This window comes from Spirosoma pulveris (assembly GCF_054781875.1).
On the sequence record NZ_BAAGTO010000007.1, the window covers coordinates 312213 to 330612 of the forward strand.

Here is an 18400-nt window from a genome sequence, read left to right on the forward strand (position 1 = left end):
GCAACAAAAAGATATATATACGACCCAACGGCTCTCAGAACCTGAACGCTCACGGTTATCTTCAGGCAGTGTCGGCGGCCCGCTTAAGCACCAGCGATACGGAGTTCAGGCAATAGCGCAGGCCGCCCGGTGGCGGGCCATCGTTAAACACGTGCCCCAGATGAGCATCGCAGATATTGCACAGCACCTCAACCCGCGACATACCGTGGCTGTAATCTTTTTCGAGACGGATACGCTCCTGCTCGATGGGCTCCGTAAAACTTGGCCAGCCCGTTCCCGACTCAAACTTGGTCGTAGACTCAAACAACTCCGTGCCGCAGCATACGCAGGCATAGAGACCGGGGTCATGTGCTTCGCAGTACTCACCCGAAAATGCACGCTCGGTGCCTTTGCCGCGCGCAACCCGATACTGTTCCGGCGTTAGCAGCTGCCGCCACTCTTCGTCCGTCTTGATAACTTTTTGAATCATAGTCCTATTCGTTACTGTTCACGTCTTTGTTTATACTGCTAAACCCCATAGTCAACTAATTTGTCTTTTCCCTACCGTAAATTTGCAGCGGTGAGATAAGAGGAGGAACCTTAACCGGACCCGCCACGCATCTGGCAGCTACCGTAAACCGACTAGTTAAACCCGTAAGACATTGACCATCCGGCAGATTTTACAGCAGTTTTGGGGATACCCCGACTTCCGGCCCATGCAGGAAGACGTGGTCAATACGGTGCTGGCCCGGCAGGATTCGCTGGTGCTGATGCCCACCGGCGGAGGTAAGTCAATTTGTTTTCAGGTACCCACACTGGCCATGAAAGGCGTTTGCATCGTCGTGACGCCCCTCATTGCCCTGATGAAAGACCAGGTGGAACAACTGCGCCGACGCGGGATTCCGGCAGCGGCCATCTATTCCGGAATGCACTACCGCGAAATCGACACCGCCCTCGACAACTGCATCTATGGCAACACCAAATTTCTCTACGTATCGCCCGAACGGCTGCGTACTGAGCTGGTCATTGAGCGGGTGAAACAGATGACCGTTTGCTTGCTGGCGGTAGACGAAGCGCACTGTATTTCGGCCTGGGGATATGACTTCCGGCCCCCGTATTTGCAAATTGCCGAGTTTCGGGAGTTAATTCCCGATACGCCCGTTATTGCCCTCACCGCATCGGCCACGCCCGATGTGCAAACGGATATCGTTGAAAAACTGGCCCTAAAAACGCCCCAGGTATTCAGGCAGTCTTTTGCGCGGGCCAATCTGTCGTATTCTGCCGTGCTGGAAGAGAATAAAGAAGCCCGGCTGTTGCGCGCTTTACAAAATGTGCCGGGCTGCGCCATTGTCTACGTCCGCAGTCGGAAACAAACCCAGAATATCGCCCAATGGCTCGTCAGGCAGGGTATTTCCGCCGATTTCTACCATGCCGGTCTCACCACCCAGCAGCGGGCCGAAAAACAGGACGCCTGGATTCAGGACCGCACGCGCGTTATGGTAGCCACCAACGCGTTCGGAATGGGCATCGACAAACCCGACGTTCGGGTGGTGGTTCACCTCGACGTGCCCGATTCGCTCGAAGCCTATTATCAGGAAGCGGGCCGGGCCGGGCGCGATGGAAAGAAAGCCTATGCCGTTATGTTATACACAGCGGGCGATCTGGAAAACCTCACCTTCCGGACCGAACAGCTTTACCAGCCTGTCGAGATGCTGCGCCGGGTCTATCAGGCCCTTGCCAACTATACCGCCGTGCCCGTTGGCGGGGGCGAGTTCAGCAGTTATGACTTCGACCTGAGCGCATTTGCCAATACATTTAAATTGCCCCCACAGGAAACGCACTATGCCCTCAAACAGCTTCAGCTCGAAGGCTTCATTCAGCTGAACGAAAACTATTACCATCCCTCCCGCCTGACAATTGTGCTGGACAACCGGCAGTTATACGAATTTCAGGTGCTGCACCCGCGCTTCGATTCATTCCTGAAATTATTGCTTCGGATGTATGGCGGGGAGTTATTTACCGATTTTATCACTATTTCCGAATCGACGCTGGCACGAACGTTTCTGATCAATCAGCCCGAGATCGAAGCCCTTCTCCAGCAACTGCACGAGCGCAATGTAGTTATTTACGAAAAGCAGAAGGATAAACCCCAGCTCACTTTTCTGACGCCCCGCTACGATGCGGCCTCACTGCCCATCAACTTTCAGGAACTGGCTCGCCGGAAAGAGCTGGCGATGCGTAAAGTGCAGGCCGCTATCCTGTATACCGAACACCCAACCCAGTGCCGCACCCGGCTCCTGCAAGCGTATTTCGGCGAAAAACCGGGCGAAGCCTGCGGCATCTGCGACAACTGCATCAAGAAAAAGAAAAAGGCCGAAGCGGCTTTGTCGGCCGTGCGGGAACAGGTGCGCGACTATGTGGCGCTGGCCAACGGACCCGGTGTATCGCCCAAGCAGTTATCCTACCACTTTGCCCAGATGGATGCCGATACCCTCGCCAAAACAGTGAAACAAATGCTGGCCGAAGAAGAAATTCAGTACAACAAAAACGGCAACCTGACGCTAAATCTGGGCTGAGTTGTGGCTCTATCCGCCCCAGACGGGCATCAGTTCATCCCAAACCTTGTCATTCATACCATACTCTTGTTATTTGTCCCACTTGTTTTTGGCGGGATTGCACAGTCTCTATGTTTGTGCTGTCAAACAAACGGCAACAGCCATAAACATTTCTGCTATCAACTATGAAAACGATCATCACCAGCCTTCTTGTACTCGCTTTAGTCATTGGTAACCTGGCCAAACCCTGTCTGGCTCAGCAGACAACAGCCACCACATCGACAACCGCAGCAACGGCTGCTTACAAATTAACGGTTGTTATTTCCAGCGTAGAAAAGCGTTCGGGCAAGCTGTACGTTGGTCTGGCCAACAGCAGCGAGACCTTCAACGGCGAGTCGAAAGCCACCGCCGTAGCCGACGTGCCTGCTTCGGGCGATATCACTGTAAATTTTGAAGGTATTCCGGCCGGGCGCTATGCCGTGCGTATCTACCAGGATCTGAACGACAACAAGAAGATGGATTTCTCGGGCCAGATGCCCGCCGAACCCTTTGGTTTCTCGAGCGTAACCATGCTCATGGGGCCACCTACCTTCGACCAATGCGCCTTTACCCTCGACGGCAACAAAACCATTCAGGTCGGGATGATGAGTTTATAAGCACATACTCATTACGTTCCATTAGTACCCCAAAAGCCTCCCGTTAAAGAGGCTTTTTTTTGTGGCTTAACAAAAACGATAAACGTCCGTTTATTCCAACATGCTTAAGCCAGCCCCAACCCGGCGGAAAGCACTCGACTCGACGATCTTATGGAAACAACTGAATTTCGGCCGGACGCTAAAGAGATTCCCGGTCAGCAACTGCCCTACCCGGCCCGCCAGTCGGATATGAATCCGGCCCCCGACAGCGATCTATCCAATTACAAACCCGCCGGTAAACTCACCGATAAAGTAGCTATCATCACCGGAGCCGATTCGGGCATTGGGCGGGCGGTGGCCATTGCTTTTGCCATGGAAGGAGCCGACGTTGCCATCGTTTACAACGAAAACACCGACGATGCCAAATACACGAAGCGGATGGTGGAGAGCAAAGGGCGCTCGTGTCTGGTCATTCAGGCCGATGTGCGTAGCTCAGCCGCCTGCAAAGACGCCGTTCAGCAAACGGTCGACAAGTACGGCAAGCTGAATATTCTGGTCAACAATGCGGCTTTTCAGATGGCGCAGGAGAAACTGGAGGACATTACCGAAGAGCAGCTCCGTCGTACCTTCGACACCAATATTCTGGCGTATTTTTTCATGGCACAGGCCGCTCTGCCGCATCTGCACGAAGGCGACGCCATTGTGAACACGGGTAGTATTGTCGGCATTGTTGGCAACCCGATTCTGGTCGATTATACGGCTACAAAGGGAGCCATTCATGCGTTCACCAAATCGTTGGCAATTCAGTTAGGCAAGCGCAATATTCGGGTCAACTGTGTAGCCCCCGGCCCCGTCTGGACACCTAACATTCCGGCTACCATGCCCGAAGACGAAGTCAAAAACTTTGGTCATGAGGTAGCCCTTGCCCGTCCCGGCCAACCCGAAGAACTGGCCCCGGCTTATGTCCTGCTAGCCTCTAGCGAAGGAAGCTTCATGACTGGCAGCATCGTGGAAGTAACGGGGGGGAAATTAGGATAACAACTGGTATGTGCTGGCGCGGGCATTCGCCCGTGCCTTTTATACGTCAGCATTCGCTGACGGGAAAAATTATGCATGCCTCTGCGTCAGCGAATGCTGACTTTATAAAAAGGCACAGGTAACTACCTGCGCCAGCTTACCTCGCGCCAGCTTACTATGACCCATTACCCACCCAATACGGTGCGTGACTTGCTCAAAACTGATCAGGTTACGGACGCCACACGTCAGGCGCTGACGGAGCGATTAGAAGCTCCTACGCACCCGCCGACGTTTTTTACAACTCAGGAGTGCGACTTTCTGCAGGCTATTTGCAGGCGACTCATTCCACAGGATGACCACACCGGGTCGATCGACATTGCGGGCAATATCGACAAACGGCTGAGTCAACAGAAATCTGACGGCTGGCGCTATGATGTTATGCCTGCCGACGGTGACGCCTACAAACTAGGCCTCAAAGGCATTGACGAAAGCGCGCTGTTGCTGTTTCAGCAGCCCTTTCAAAGTCTATCAACCGAGCAGCAGGACATTCTTCTTGGAGCCGTTCAAAAGAATGAGGCACCGGGCCCAATCTGGCAGCAACTGCCCGCCGACCGCTTTTTCGAGGAATTATTGACCGAAGCAACCGAGAATTATTACAGCCACCCACTCGCTCAGGAAGAAATTGGCTATGTCGGTATGGCCGATGTACCCACCTGGAAGCGCATTGGCTTGAATCAACTGGAAGACCGCGAGCCGAAGGGCATATAATGAAAACGTACTCAACTACAGAAACCGTCGATGCAGTCATCATTGGCACCGGAGCCGGTGGAGCCCCTCTCCTGGCCCGACTTGCCAAAGCAGGTTTAAGCGTCGTGGCCCTCGAAGCGGGTAAACAATGGAACCCGGCCCGTGACTTCGCCACCGACGAAAAAGCGCAGGAAAAGCTATTCTGGAACGACGAACGGCTCAGCGCCGGAAACGATCCGCTGCCTTTCGGCAGTAACAATTCAGGTACCGGCGTTGGCGGTTCGACGCTTCATTATACGGCTTACACGCCCCGTGCCCAACGCGATGATTTTCAACTTCATACTGATTTCGGTGTAGGCGTCGACTGGCCTATTGGCTTCGACCAGCTTGAGCCTTACTATGAAGAGGTTGAGCAGTTTCTGGGCGTTTCGGGACCTTCACCCTATCCGTGGGGACCATCACGCAACCGGTCTTATGCCTTGGGACCACTGCCCATAAACGGGGCAGGTCAGTTGATGGAGCGGGGTTGTAAATCCTTGGGCATCAAAACATCTCCGGCGGCCAATGCGGCTTTGTCGGCGGGGTATTATCAGGAAGGCGTCGGACACCGGCCCGCCTGTGCGAATCGGGGTTTCTGCCAGGCGGGGTGTAACATTGGCGCAAAGGCCAGTATGGACGTTACCTACCTCCCGTTGGCGGTTCATCATGGAGCCGAAATCCGGCCGGAATGCTTTGTCACGCAGTTGGTGAAATCATCATCCGGTAAAATCAGCGAAGTCGTTTATATGCATAACGGCCAGGAAATACGGCAGCGATGCCGGTATGTGTTCCTATGCGCGGGCACGATTGAAACCGCTCGTCTGCTGTTGATGAATGACTTAGCCAACAGCAGTGGGCAGGTGGGACGAAACGTGATGGCGCACCCCGGCCTGCAGATATGGGGTGAGTTTGAAGAAGACGTTCGGCCGTACAAAGGCATTCCCGGCGCCCTGATTTCGGAAGATACTCACCGTCCGAAAGACCATACCGGCGGGCCGGTCGACTTTGCGGGGGGCTACCTGCTTCAGTCAATTGGCGTGATGCCCGTTACCTACATGACCCAGATGGCGCGGGGACGGGGTTTGTGGGGTCAGGCGCTCAAACAGGCCGCACTGGCTTACAACCATGTGGCAGGGATCAACATCCTCGGCGACTGCCTGCCTTATGACCACAACTATCTGGAATTATCGGACGAAAAAGACATACGCGGGCTACCTAAACCGCGTATCTATTTCACCAACGGCGAAAACGAAAAACGGATGACCGCTCATGCCGACAAGATCATGCGCGACATTTGGACCGCTGCGGGCGCGAAAAACATATGGGCTTTCCAGCGAAACGCCCACGTGATTGGCACCTGCCGCATGGGCAACGACCCCGAAACGTCCGTCGTCAACGCCAATGGCCAATCGTTCGACATTCCGAATCTATACATCAGTGACAACTCAACGTTTCCCAGTGCTTTGAGTGTAAACCCCGCCCTGACCATCATGGCGGTAGCGTTGCGAACGGCGGATGGGTTTTTAAATAGGTGACGGAAGTCTACCTCACCCCAACCCCTCCCCTTGAAAAAAGGGGAGGGGCTAAAAGGAAACATGACTTACATAAACCAAACCTGAAAAAGGGAACAGTGGTCCCCCTCCCCTTTTTTCAAGCCGGGCGGCCGCTGCCGTCGGATAGATCACACAAACTAAAAGCGGGCAATCATCAACACCCGCACAACAAATGGCAAACAAAGGATTTCTCGATATCATAAAGAAAAAATACGGCGACGGCAATTATGACGGCGACCAGTTTGGTGGGGCCGGTGGCCACGACGGCAGCGGTCCACCGCAAGACAACCCGGCCAATTTCATGTTTGCCACGGGTATCGAATGCTCGTACCCCACTATTCAGAAAGGGAAAGTACGCCGGGATCAGTTGCGCGAGTGCGGACACTACGACCGCTGGAAAGAAGACTTGGGCCTTGTAAAAGAAATGGGGCTGAACGTTCTCCGCTACGGTCTCCCCTACTACAGTATCCATCAGGCACCGGGTAAGTTCGACTGGAGCTTTGCGGATGACGTCATGCGGGAAATCAAGCGACTGAAGATTACGCCCATTCTGGACCTGATGCACTTTGGCGTACCCGACTGGATCGAGAACTTTCAGAACCCAGAGTTACCCATTCATTTTGCGGATTACGCTGACGCCGTGGCCGAGCGCTATCCGTGGGTGCGTTTTTATACGCCGGTCAATGAAATCTACGTCACAGCCCGCATCAGTGCGAAAGATGGCGTCTGGAATGAGCAACTCAAAACCGACAAAGGGTTTGTTACGGCCCTTAAACACTGCGCGGCTGCCAGTATTATGGCCAATCAGCAGATTGCCAAACGCCGGAACGATTGCGTGATCGTGCAGAGCGAGAGCGCCGAATACACCCACGAGCTGTGTGCCAAACCATCGCCCCAGATCACCCTGGAAAATGAACTCCGATTTCTGTCACTGGACTTATTATATGCCAATGCACCCTCAGCAACGGTGGGTATGTACCTGATGGACAATGGTATGAGCCGCGAAGAGTACAACTGGTTCATGGCAGGCAAACCGCCGGGCTACCAGATTATGGGGAACGATTATTACGGTCGAAACGAGCGTATTCGCTTATCCGATGGTACTATTCAGACCTCAATGGATGTATTGGGCTGGTATGAAATCACGAAAGACTATTACGAGCGCTACCGCATGCCCGTGATGCACACTGAAACCAATGTGTTCGAGGCTGACCAGGCACCCGTCTGGCTCAACAAACAGTGGGTTGGCGTGATGAAAATGCGTCGGGACGGCGTGCCGGTGCTGGGCTTTACCTGGTATAGTTTGATCGACCAGATCGACTGGGATTCGCAGTTGGGCGAGTTGAACAACAACGTCAATGAATGCGGCTTGTTCGACCTCGACCGGAAACCGCGACCAGTAGCTCAGGCCTACAAAAACCTGCTTAAGGAATTCGGACAAATTACCGTTGTGCCCTATGGCGAGGTGCTTGAACTAACCGACCGGCCCGCCCGGCTTAAAGTTCAGGTCTGATGAAACACTCCATTAACGGTATTTCCCTGAATGTGCTGGAACAGGGCAACGGCAGGCTGACCTTAATTTTTTTACACTACTTCGGTGGATCGGCGCTGGAATGGGAGTCGGTGATGAGCCAGCTTTCGGGTCAATACCGATGTTTAGCTGTCGACCTGCGCGGGCATGGCGACTCAGAAGCGCCGGAAACGGGCTATTCGGTCGATACAATGGCTGATGATATTTCGGAATTGATCGGTTTGCTTCATGTAGGCGAATTTGTACTGGTCGGGCATTCGATGAGTGGCAAAGTGGCGCTGGCTTTCGCGGCCAGACAACCCGCCGGTCTTCGGGCGTTGGTGCTGGTGTCGCCATCGCCCCCCGTACCGGAGCCCATCCCCGACGATGAGCGCGAAAAGCTGCTGACGGGGCATGGCAAGCGGTCATCGGCCGAGAAGACACTGAAGAACATCACCGAAGCACCCGTTTCCAAAGCCATTCGCGAGCAGATCATTGCCGACGATCTACGCACCGCGAAACCGGCTTGGGATGCGTGGCTGCTGGAAGGGAGCAAAGAAGATATTTCGGATAGGATGAAGGCGATCAACGTTCCCGTTCATAGCATCGTTGGCCAGGAAGACCGGGCTTTACCACCCGACGTACAGCATCGACTGGTTTTACCTTATCTGAAAAACGCTTCATTTGACACGATAGAGAACGCTGGGCACCTGCTGCCGTGGGAGGTACCCGATGAGCTGGCAACTTTTATTCAGAAAAATATAGACTAGTCTTGTTCGGGACAAAACAAAGGTTTTATATTTGTGGCCGCAAGGCGGGGTGTAGCGCAGCCTGGTAGCGCGCTACGTTCGGGACGTAGAGGTCGTGGGTTCGAATCCCGCCACCCCGACACAAGAAAGAAAAATTTCAAAGACATGAATACTTCGGTTAACAACATGATTTGGTGGTGGCACTCTTCTCAGCAGGGATGAGGTTGCCGCTATTGTTGTTTACCAACACATATACAAAGGCTCACCGTCATCCCGGTGAGCCTTATTTTTTTGCCTATAACCACAGAAAGCCAATGCCAACCCTCACAGTCCCAACCACCTACCGCGTTGTTAGCCGCCACAAACGGATGCTGGCCGACATCATTACGCCGGTGAGCATTTACCTGCGCATCCGCGACCGGTTCCTGAACAGCATTCTGCTCGAAAGCTCCGACTACCACGGCAACGACAACAGCTTTTCGTATATCGCTTTCGACCCTGTCTCCAGCTTTTCGTACAATCTGGGTCAGTTGACGGTTCGAATGCCGGGCGAGGAAGAGCAGACGAGTTCCGTAGCCGTCCACGATGTGCTCGACGCGCTTCAGCACTTCAAAGACAGCTTCCAGCACGAGAAAGCGCCCTTTCCGTTCATCACCAATGGCCTGTTCGGCTACTTTGGCTACCCGGCGGTGCAAAGTTTTGAAGACATTTCCCTGCATGCGCCCGTTCCGACGGAGAACCAGATTCCGGCCGCCGTTTTCACGGTATACCGGTATGTACTGGCGATAAACCACTTTAAAGACGAGCTGTTTTTATTTGAGCACAGCTACTTACGCGAGGGCGAAACCGAAGCCGAGAGCACGTTGGATTACATCAGCGATCTGATTACCGGCCGCAATTACCCAACTTACTCATTCAACTCGAACGGGGCGGAGGAATCGAATTTTACGGACGACGAGTTTCGGGCGGTTATCCAAAAAGGAAAAGACCACTGCCAGCGGGGCGATGTGTTCCAGATTGTGTTATCCCGCCGGTTCTCCACCCCTTTCCTCGGCGACGAGTTCAATGTCTATCGGGCACTTCGCTCGCTGAACCCCTCCCCTTACCTGTTCTACTTCGACTACGGCAACTACAAACTGTTCGGCTCCTCGCCCGAATCGCAGATTGTCGTTAAAGACCGCAAAGCGACCATCTACCCCATTGCCGGAACGTTCCGGCGCACCGGCGATGATATCCACGATGCCGAACTGGCCCAGAAACTCTACGACGACCCGAAAGAATCGGCCGAGCACGTGATGCTGGTCGACCTGGCCCGCAACGACCTGAGCCGCAACTGCGACGTGGTGAACGTCGAGACCTTCAAGGAAGTGCAGTATTATTCGCACGTGATTCACCTTGTTTCAAAAGTGGTGGGCGACCTGACCGAAACCGCCGACCCGCTCCAGATCGTGGCCGAAACCTTCCCGGCCGGAACGCTTTCGGGTGCCCCCAAGCACAACGCCATGCAGTTGATCGACCGCTACGAGAACATCAGCCGGAGTTTCTACGCCGGCAGCATCGGCTACATGGGTTTCGACGGTGAGTTTAATCACTGCATCATGATCCGGACATTTATGAGCAAAGACAATACGCTCTACTATCAGGCGGGTGCCGGTGTCGTCGCCAAGTCGGCCGTCGAAAGCGAACTACAGGAAGTACACAACAAACTGGCCGCCTTACGGACGGCCATTGAGCAAGCGAAAATGATTTAGTATCAGGCGTGAGGAGCGAGAAGTGAGGAGGGCTGACGTATGTTATGCCGCCGGATGGCTCCTCACTTCTCGCTCCTCACGCCCAACTCCTTCAAAAAATATGAAACTCCTGGTATTAGATAACTACGATTCATTCACGTACAACCTCGTGTATATTCTGCGGGAGTTGGGACATCGGCCCGATGTGATTCGGAATGATAAAATCGCCCTCGATGCCGTTGGGCAGTACGACAAAATCATGCTGTCGCCGGGGCCGGGCATCCCCTCCGAAGCGGGCATTATGCAGGATCTGGTAGCCGAATATGGGCCGACGAAGAGTATTCTGGGCATTTGCCTCGGGCATCAGGGTATCGGCGAAGTTTACGGCGCATCGCTGGAAAACCTGGGCGATGTGCTGCATGGCGTCGGCCACAAAGCGACCGTCACAGATCGCTCGGAACGACTCTTCGCGGGCATCCCTGAGGAGCTTACTGTGGGCCGGTATCACTCCTGGACCGTTGTCCCCGATTCGATGCCCGCCGATCTGCGCACCACTGCCGTCGACGAGCAGGGCCGCGTGATGGGCTTATCGCACGTACGTTTTGATGTCAAAGGCCTGCAATTCCACCCCGAATCGGTATTGACCGAGAATGGCGTGAAGATGCTGGAGAACTGGTTGGCCATTTGATGCAATGTGTAGAGACGCGACCGCACCGGCAGCCCGGCCTTTGCGTCTCATGTGTGTCAGCAATTTTTCGGTCAGACAAAACCATCCGGCCAATAGACGCGAGGTATCGCGTTTCTACAAAAAAACAATTATGAAAGCCATTCTAAACCACTTATTTGAATACAAACACCTCGCGAAAGATCAGGCGCGGGAGGTGTTGCTGGGCATTGGCCGGGGCGAATATAACCCCGCCCAGATTGCCTCGTTCCTGACCGTATACATGATGCGGAGCCTGCGGCTGGAAGAGCTGGAAGGCTTCCGCGACGCCATGCTGGAACTCTGCCTGCCCGTCGACCTCGACGCTTACGACCCGATGGACCTTTGCGGCACCGGGGGTGATGGCAAGGATACGTTCAACATCTCAACGCTATCCTCTTTTGTGGTGGCTGGGGCGGGTCAATGCGTGGCCAAGCACGGGAACCACGGCGTCTCGTCGCTGGTTGGTTCGTCGACGGTGATGGAAAAGCTGGGGTACCAGTTTACCAACGATGTGGGCGAGTTGCAGCGGAAGATGGAGACGGCGGGTATCTGCTTTTTACACGCCCCTTTGTTTCACCCGGCCATGAAGAACGTAGCGCCTATCCGTCGGGATTTGGGTGTCAAAACATTCTTCAACGTGCTGGGGCCGATGATCAACCCGGCAAAGCCTGCAAAACAGCTCGTTGGCGTGTTTAATCTTGAATTGGCGCGATTATATGCGTACCTTTATCAGCAAACCGATAAGCGGTTTATGATTCTGCACGCCCTCGACGGGTACGATGAAATCTCACTGACGGGTGCTTTCAAGGTCATCAGCAACAAGACCGAGCAAGTACTTGAACCAGAGGACTTAGGCTTGGATAGTCAAACCCCCGAATCACTGGCTGGCGGGCATACATTGGACGAGTCGGCGCAGATATTTTTGAACGTACTGAACAACGAATCCACGTCGGCGCAAAAGCAGGCCGTGTTAGCCAACTCCGCGATGGCGTTACTGGCTGCCGGTAAGGCCGACACCCGCGAAGACGCCGTCGCCATGGCTCGCGAGTCGCTGGAGAGTAAACGGGCGTTGGCGTGTTTTAAGAAGTTAATAGCATGACCATTCTTGACCAGATAATTGCCCAGAAGCGCATCGAAGTAGCCGAGCGCAAAGCCGCCACCACCATTCAGGCGCTGGAACAAATGCCCGACTTCCGACGGGAAACCCTGTCGGCACGGGATGCCATTCAGGATCTACACTCGACGGGCATCATTGCCGAGTTCAAACGAAAGTCGCCCTCCAAAGGCATTATCAACGACCGCGCCGACGTAGCCACTACTACGCAGGGGTACGTAAAAGCCGGTGCTGCCGTGTTGTCGGTCCTTACCGATGAACCGTTTTTTGGGGGTACGTTCGCTGATTTACAGGCTGCCCGGTTGGCCAATCCCGGAACACCGATTCTGCGGAAGGACTTCATCGTTGATCGATACCAATTGATTGAAGCCAAAGCGTGGGGAGCGGATGTCGTGTTGCTCATTGCCGCCTGTCTGACACCCGAGGAAATTACGGAACTCAGTATGCAGGCCCATGACCTGAGCCTACAGGTGCTGCTCGAAGTACACGACGAGGAAGAACTCGACCGCTCGCTGAATTATAACATCGATCTGGTGGGCGTTAATAACCGCGATCTCAAAACGTTCACCACCTCCATCGAAACGTCGCTGCGACTGATTGAGAAAATCCCGGACACCTTCGCCAAGATCACCGAAAGCGGCCTGCACGATGCGGATACCATGCTGACGCTGTTCCGGGCGGGCTTCGACGGGTTCCTGATCGGCGAAGCATTCATGAAGACAGACGATCCGGCTAAAGCCTTAGCCAACTTAGTGACTCAATACTCCATCAATAACACACTAACTCTTTAACTTGTACAACCATGAAAATCAAAGTGTGCGGTCTGCGTGATGCCGACAACCTGAAAGAGATTGCCGCCCTTGGTCCAGACTTCGTAGGATTCATCTTCTACGACCAGTCCCCACGCTTTGTTGGCGAAGAGTTAGATGCTGATGTGGTTAAATCATTGCCCCGCTCAATTCGGAAGGTAGGCGTGTTCGTGAATGCCAGCCCGGATCTGATTCTGCGGTCGGTGAAGAAATACGACTTTCAGTATGTACAGTTACACGGCAACGAAACGCCTGACTATTGTCGAAGCCTACGCAACCGGGGCATCAACATTATTAAAGCGTTCCGGGTCGATGAGTCGTTCAACTTCTCCATGCTGAACAACTACAAAGCCCAGTGCGACTTTTTCCTGTTCGACGCGAAAGGCGAACAACCCGGCGGCAACGGACACACTTTCGACTGGAGTATTTTGAGCCGTTACGACGACGAGAAGCCGTTTTTCATCAGTGGCGGCATCGGCCTCGGCAACCTCGACCAGTTGGCCGCGCTGAAAGGCATGAAGCTCTACGGCGTCGATGTAAACAGCCAGGTCGAAACATCGCCGGGGGTGAAAGACGTAGAAAAGGTGAAGGAACTCATCAACCGGCTCCGGCCTATTGAGGAAGAGGTGGAGTAAGTCAACCTATTTTATTCATAAGTATATTTGAGCTTATGAATGAGCCCGCCTATCCGTTTGATGTATCCAATGATGCGCTAAACTACCAGTTTATTAGTGTAAGTAGAGAGCATACCATTCCAAAGCGTATTCAATTTACGCCTTTTCCAGACAATGCCCTGCTATACAACTTAGCGTTGGGTGATGTAATGCCAGATGGTAATCTAGATGATTCAATTGTTAGTAATAATCAAGATTTAAATCGGGTAATATCAACGGTGTTTCAGGCGATACTGTCTTTTTTTGACCGATATCCATCAAAATTGGTCTATTTTCAAGGAAGCGATGAAGCCGGAATTCGAACACGACTTTATAGAGTATTGATTACGCGTGAACTTGATAAAGCAACTGAATTATTTACGATTTACGGATGCGATGCAAGTAAATCCATTGAAGAATTTACTCCCAATCGAGATTACACAGGATTTATTTTTCAACGAAGAACAAGTTGATCATGGAGCAGACAAAAAAACAAGAGCGAAACAAAAAGAATGTAACAACTAAAAGGTCGGTTGGTCGGTATCGCTCGATGGATGAATTATCAGCTGCCAAAATGGAGTCGGCTAAAGAGTTCGTTGCTAACCTCGATATGACGCTTTTCAGAAAGAACGGGCATGTTGAATAGCTAACTTTTCTGCCACATTACATAACGACAGTGTCAATGGTAACGACAATGTCTCCAGACGATGACGTTCTTCCAATAAAATACGCTTACTAAAGCATTGAGTATCATGCAAACCACTCTTGAACCACAAACCTCATTCGAGGTATCAAATAAAGGCTTTTACGGCCACTTCGGTGGAGCGTTCATCCCTGAAATGCTCTACCCTAATGTTGAAGAATTACGACAAAACTACCTGAATATCATCGCCGATCCGACATTTCAGGCGGAGTTCTGGCAGTTGCTCGAAGAGTATGTTGGTCGGCCAACGCCGTTGTTTCTGGCGAAACGTCTGTCCGCCCATATCGGGGCTACGATTTACCTCAAACGCGAAGACCTTTGCCATACCGGTGCCCACAAGATCAACAACACCATCGGACAGATTCTGGTGGCGCAACGGCTGGGCAAAAAGCGCATCGTGGCCGAAACGGGTGCCGGTCAGCATGGCGTGGCCACCGCTACGGTTTGCGCCCTGATGGGACTGGAGTGCATTGTGTACATGGGCAGCATCGACATGGAACGGCAAAAACCCAACGTCGACCGGATGCGGATGCTGGGGGCCAAAGTGGTACCGGCGACGTCGGGCAGCCAGACGTTGAAAGACGCGACTAATGAAGCCATGCGTCACTGGATCAATAACCCGGTCGATACGCACTATATCATTGGTTCGGTAGTAGGCCCTCACCCCTACCCGGACATGGTAGCCCGCTTCCAGTCGGTCATTTCCGAAGAAGTGAAGAAGCAGCTGTTCGCCAAAACAGGCAGCGAAAACCCCGATTACATGGTCGCCTGCGTAGGTGGTGGCAGCAATGCCGCCGGTGCGTTCTATCATTACCTGAACGAGCCAACCGTGCGTCTGGTGGCGGCTGAGGCTGCGGGTCAGGGAATCAGCACGGGACATTCGGCCGCGACTACGGCACTGGGCAAGCCTGGTGTGCTGCACGGTAGCCGCACGATTCTGATGCAAACCGAAGATGGCCAGGTAACGGAGCCTTATTCGATTTCGGCGGGTCTGGACTATCCGGGCATTGGTCCGCTCCACGCGCACCTGTTCGAATCGGGTCGGGGTGATTTTTACGCCATTACGGATGATGAAGCCCTGCAAGCCGGTTTCCAGCTCAGCAAACTCGAAGGCATCATTCCGGCACTGGAAACAGCCCACGCGCTGGCCGCTTTGGAGAAAATGAACCTCAACGCCGATGATGTGGTAGTCGTGTGCCTCTCGGGCCGTGGCGATAAGGATCTAAGCACGTATTCGAAGTTTTTGTAGTACCGCTCCGTTTAGCTGTTAGGCTAACCTTTTCGCTGAAACCCTCAGTAATGCGCTATTGAACGATAAAACGTAACGCATTTTTAGTCATCCCGACGAAAGGACCGGGCCGCCGGAGGGGGATTTTCTGTAGGTTGAATTACCTGTCTTGTCCGCAAATCCTTCCTTTCGTTGGGATGACTAAAAATGCGCTTAAATAACTAACTGTTTTTCAATCGCTTAATTTAGATTTTCCCATTATTCACGTTGAATAATAAGCCTGACGGCTAAACGGGCCGGATCGCCAGTGCGAAACCTTTCCGTTTTACAGAACCAATGACCCAGGAACTTACTCAAAACCGCATTTCCAGCCTGTTCGCTCAGAAGAGCGAACGGCTGCTGAACGTATATTTTACGGCCGGATACCCGAGCCTGAACGATACCACCACCATTCTGCGGGGCTTACAGGCTGCAGGGGTAGACATCGTTGAAATTGGTATGCCCTACTCCGATCCCGTTGCCGATGGCGAAACCATTCAGCAGAGCAACGGCGTCGCGCTGGACAACGGCATGTCGATCAAAACGCTTTTTGCCCAACTGGCCGATTGCCGGAACGCTGCTCACGGCGAACCCATTACGGTCCCCATTCTGCTGATGGGCTATATTAACCCCGTATTGCAATTTGGTGTCGAGAATTTCTGCCAGAAATGTCAGGAAGTGGGTGTCGATGGCGTTATCCTCCCCGACCTCCCGCTGGACTTGTTTCTGGAAGAATACGCCCCGACCTTCCGCAAGTATGGCATTCTGAACGTACACCTCATTACGCCCCAGACCACCGACGAACGTATTCGGTTTATTGATGCCGAATCGGATGGGTTCATTTACATGGTTTCGTCGGCCAGCATCACCGGCTCGGTAAAGGGGGTCAGCGACACCATGAGAGCGTACTTCGACCGCATTCAGGCCATGAATCTGCGTAACCCGCGTTTGATCGGTTTTGGTATCAACGACCACGAGACCTTCGATACGGCCAGTCAATTTGCCAACGGTGCTATTGTCGGTAGCGCGTTCATCCGGCATTTGGCCGAAAAAGGCACATCGCCCGAGAGCATTCGCGCCTTTGTAGAAACGATTCGGTCGTAACGACTACCTTTGCGGCATGAATTCCGAGATTAACTTTGACAAGTCCCCCGACGGCCTCATTCCGGCGGTGATTCAGGATGCCGAAACCGGTAAGGTCCTGATGCTGGGGTATATGAACCGCGAGGCTTACGACAAAACCGTTGCCGAAAATATTGTGACGTTCTTCAGCCGGAGCAAACAGCGGCTCTGGACCAAGGGCGAAACCTCTAATAACTTCCTGCACGTTCGGGAAATATTGATCGACTGCGACGGGGATACCCTTTTGATAAAATCAGCACCCGCCGGGCCAACCTGCCATACGGGGGCCGATACCTGCTTTGATGAAGTCAACAAGGGCAAAGGGCAGTTTCTGAACTACCTGCAAAGCATTATCCACGACCGGAAGGTAAATCCATCCGATAAATCGTACACAGCCAGCCTGTTCGGACGGGGTGTCAATAAGATTGCGCAGAAAGTCGGTGAAGAAGCCGTTGAGCTCGTTATCGAAGCAAAAGACGATAACGACGACCTCTTCAAAGGCGAAGCCGCCGACCTGTTGTTTCATTTTCTGGTCCTGCTGGAACAGAAAAATATGAATTTAGACGATATTGTTGCCGTGTTGCAATCGCGCCACGTCAAACAATAGATTCGGGTTTCATGTTCAAGATTCCGTGTTCCCTGTTTGCCGGGCGTTGTTCTGCCACAGGTAACCGTACTTATTGATCATTAAACTCCTATCATTCATGGGTCTGATTATCCGTATTCTGATTAGTGCCGTGGCCGTTTGGGTGGCCGCCTATTTTATTCCTGGTGTTTCTGTAACAGGTGGTGCCGGTACGTACCTGATCGTAGCGATCGTGCTGGGCTTTCTAAACGCTTTCATCAAGCCAATCCTGACGGTATTGACCATTCCGATCACGATTGTCACGCTTGGGCTGTTTCTGCTGGTACTGAACGTGCTGATGGTGTATCTGACGGCGTATTTAATTCCTAATTTTCACGTCACTGGCTTTATAGCGGCTCTGCTGTTCAGTATTGTCGTTTCTGTTGTCACCTCGTTAATCGATGCTATTGTGTAGCTGATTAACTTTAGCGTATTGAGACAAACGCCATTTCTTTACGGAATGGCGTTTGTCTTTTCTTATTGCCCTCATTAGCTTTTAAACCCATGACCCTTATCCAAACTCCTGACGCCCCGGTTCCGGGTGGCCATTATTCTCAGGCCATTGTCCATAACGGACAGGTTTATGTATCCGGTATTCTGCCCATTACACCCGCCGGAGAGAAACTAACCAGCGCGCCGATTGCCGAACAGACAGAGCAGATTCTGGCCAACCTCGACGCTATTCTGAAAGCCGCCGGCAGCCAGCATAACAAGGTACTGAAAGTAACGGTCTTCATCGCCGACATTAATGCCTGGGGCGCGGTCAACCAAGTATATGCCCGGTTCTTCGGCGATCATCGCCCGGCGCGGTCCGTTGTGCCTTGCAATCCACTGCATTACGGTTTTGGTATTGAGCTGGAAGCCATTGCCTTTCTTGAGTAACCAAC

General features: G+C 53.0%; 20 protein-coding genes and 1 tRNA gene. 20 read left to right on the forward strand and 1 reads right to left on the reverse strand.

The genetic code is table 11. The annotated features are described in order from the left end of the window. Window positions 1–61: 61 nt before the first annotated feature. Complete coding sequence (gene msrB / locus ACYVJM_RS22585) at window positions 62–469, reverse strand: peptide-methionine (R)-S-oxide reductase MsrB (RefSeq protein ID WP_461150494.1); 408 nt, start codon at window positions 467–469, stop codon at window positions 62–64. A 172-nt stretch (window positions 470–641) separates the two neighbouring features. Here msrB and ACYVJM_RS22590 point away from each other — a divergent pair, with 172 nt between their 5' ends. The 20 genes from ACYVJM_RS22590 to ACYVJM_RS22685 all read left to right on the forward strand — a co-directional run bounded on the left by ACYVJM_RS22590 (window position 642) and on the right by ACYVJM_RS22685 (window position 18395). Beyond that, window positions 642–2555 carry a RecQ family ATP-dependent DNA helicase gene (locus tag ACYVJM_RS22590; RefSeq protein WP_461150495.1) on the forward strand — a complete coding sequence of 638 codons (1914 nt, stop codon included), beginning with the start codon at window positions 642–644 and terminating at the stop codon, window positions 2553–2555. 164 nt (window positions 2556–2719) lie between these two features. Then, entirely contained in the window at window positions 2720–3190 is a 471-nt protein-coding gene (locus ACYVJM_RS22595; protein ID WP_461150496.1) for a DUF2141 domain-containing protein, read from the forward strand. A gap of 150 nt (window positions 3191–3340) precedes the next feature. Next, on the forward strand, window positions 3341–4207 hold the full coding sequence (locus ACYVJM_RS22600; protein ID WP_461150497.1) for an SDR family oxidoreductase: 867 nt from the start codon (window positions 3341–3343) through the stop codon (window positions 4205–4207). 156 nt (window positions 4208–4363) lie between these two features. Next, on the forward strand, window positions 4364–4954 hold the full coding sequence (locus tag ACYVJM_RS22605) for a gluconate 2-dehydrogenase subunit 3 family protein (RefSeq protein WP_461150498.1): 591 nt from the start codon (window positions 4364–4366) through the stop codon (window positions 4952–4954). Next, window positions 4954–6507 (forward strand): GMC family oxidoreductase, encoded by a 1554-nt coding sequence (locus tag ACYVJM_RS22610; RefSeq protein WP_461150499.1) that lies wholly within the window; start codon window positions 4954–4956, stop codon window positions 6505–6507. The genes ACYVJM_RS22605 and ACYVJM_RS22610 overlap by 1 nt, the downstream gene beginning before the upstream one ends. A gap of 190 nt (window positions 6508–6697) precedes the next feature. Further along, window positions 6698–8038 (forward strand): family 1 glycosylhydrolase, encoded by a 1341-nt coding sequence (locus ACYVJM_RS22615; RefSeq protein WP_461150500.1) that lies wholly within the window; start codon window positions 6698–6700, stop codon window positions 8036–8038. Next, window positions 8038–8805, forward strand: a complete 768-nt coding sequence (locus ACYVJM_RS22620) for an alpha/beta fold hydrolase (RefSeq protein ID WP_461150501.1) — start codon at window positions 8038–8040, stop codon at window positions 8803–8805. Before ACYVJM_RS22615 ends, ACYVJM_RS22620 begins: the two co-directional genes overlap by 1 nt. Before the next feature lie 45 nt (window positions 8806–8850). Beyond that, window positions 8851–8924, forward strand: a tRNA-Pro gene (locus ACYVJM_RS22625). A 174-nt stretch (window positions 8925–9098) separates the two neighbouring features. Then, window positions 9099–10535 carry an anthranilate synthase component I family protein gene (locus ACYVJM_RS22630; RefSeq protein WP_461150502.1) on the forward strand — a complete coding sequence of 479 codons (1437 nt, stop codon included), beginning with the start codon at window positions 9099–9101 and terminating at the stop codon, window positions 10533–10535. Between the two features lie 100 nt (window positions 10536–10635). Next, window positions 10636–11202, forward strand: coding sequence for an anthranilate synthase component II (locus ACYVJM_RS22635; RefSeq protein ID WP_297368005.1), 567 nt, complete (start codon window positions 10636–10638; stop codon window positions 11200–11202). 130 nt (window positions 11203–11332) lie between these two features. Further along, window positions 11333–12319, forward strand: coding sequence for an anthranilate phosphoribosyltransferase (gene trpD / locus ACYVJM_RS22640; protein ID WP_461150503.1), 987 nt, complete (start codon window positions 11333–11335; stop codon window positions 12317–12319). Beyond that, on the forward strand, window positions 12316–13125 hold the full coding sequence (gene trpC / locus ACYVJM_RS22645) for an indole-3-glycerol phosphate synthase TrpC (RefSeq protein WP_461150504.1): 810 nt from the start codon (window positions 12316–12318) through the stop codon (window positions 13123–13125). The genes trpD and trpC overlap by 4 nt, the downstream gene beginning before the upstream one ends. Window positions 13126–13136: 11 nt before the next feature. Then, the gene (locus tag ACYVJM_RS22650; protein WP_461150505.1) at window positions 13137–13778 is read left to right on the forward strand and encodes a phosphoribosylanthranilate isomerase; all 642 of its coding nucleotides are present in this window, start codon (window positions 13137–13139) and stop codon (window positions 13776–13778) included. A 35-nt stretch (window positions 13779–13813) separates the two neighbouring features. Continuing rightward, entirely contained in the window at window positions 13814–14269 is a 456-nt protein-coding gene (locus tag ACYVJM_RS22655; RefSeq protein WP_461150506.1) for a DUF6934 family protein, read from the forward strand. 2 nt (window positions 14270–14271) lie between these two features. Next, complete coding sequence (locus ACYVJM_RS22660; protein WP_461150507.1) at window positions 14272–14442, forward strand: hypothetical protein; 171 nt, start codon at window positions 14272–14274, stop codon at window positions 14440–14442. A 106-nt stretch (window positions 14443–14548) separates the two neighbouring features. Further along, window positions 14549–15748, forward strand: a complete 1200-nt coding sequence (gene trpB / locus ACYVJM_RS22665) for a tryptophan synthase subunit beta (RefSeq protein WP_461150508.1) — start codon at window positions 14549–14551, stop codon at window positions 15746–15748. A 315-nt stretch (window positions 15749–16063) separates the two neighbouring features. Further along, on the forward strand, window positions 16064–16870 hold the full coding sequence (gene trpA / locus ACYVJM_RS22670; protein WP_461150509.1) for a tryptophan synthase subunit alpha: 807 nt from the start codon (window positions 16064–16066) through the stop codon (window positions 16868–16870). A gap of 16 nt (window positions 16871–16886) precedes the next feature. Continuing rightward, on the forward strand, window positions 16887–17495 hold the full coding sequence (gene hisIE / locus ACYVJM_RS22675) for a bifunctional phosphoribosyl-AMP cyclohydrolase/phosphoribosyl-ATP diphosphatase HisIE (RefSeq protein ID WP_461150510.1): 609 nt from the start codon (window positions 16887–16889) through the stop codon (window positions 17493–17495). A gap of 97 nt (window positions 17496–17592) precedes the next feature. Continuing rightward, on the forward strand, window positions 17593–17928 hold the full coding sequence (locus ACYVJM_RS22680) for a phage holin family protein (RefSeq protein WP_461150511.1): 336 nt from the start codon (window positions 17593–17595) through the stop codon (window positions 17926–17928). A gap of 89 nt (window positions 17929–18017) precedes the next feature. After that, window positions 18018–18395: a RidA family protein gene (locus ACYVJM_RS22685; protein WP_461150512.1), complete on the forward strand. Its 378-nt coding sequence runs from the start codon at window positions 18018–18020 to the stop codon at window positions 18393–18395. Window positions 18396–18400: the final 5 nt, after the last annotated feature.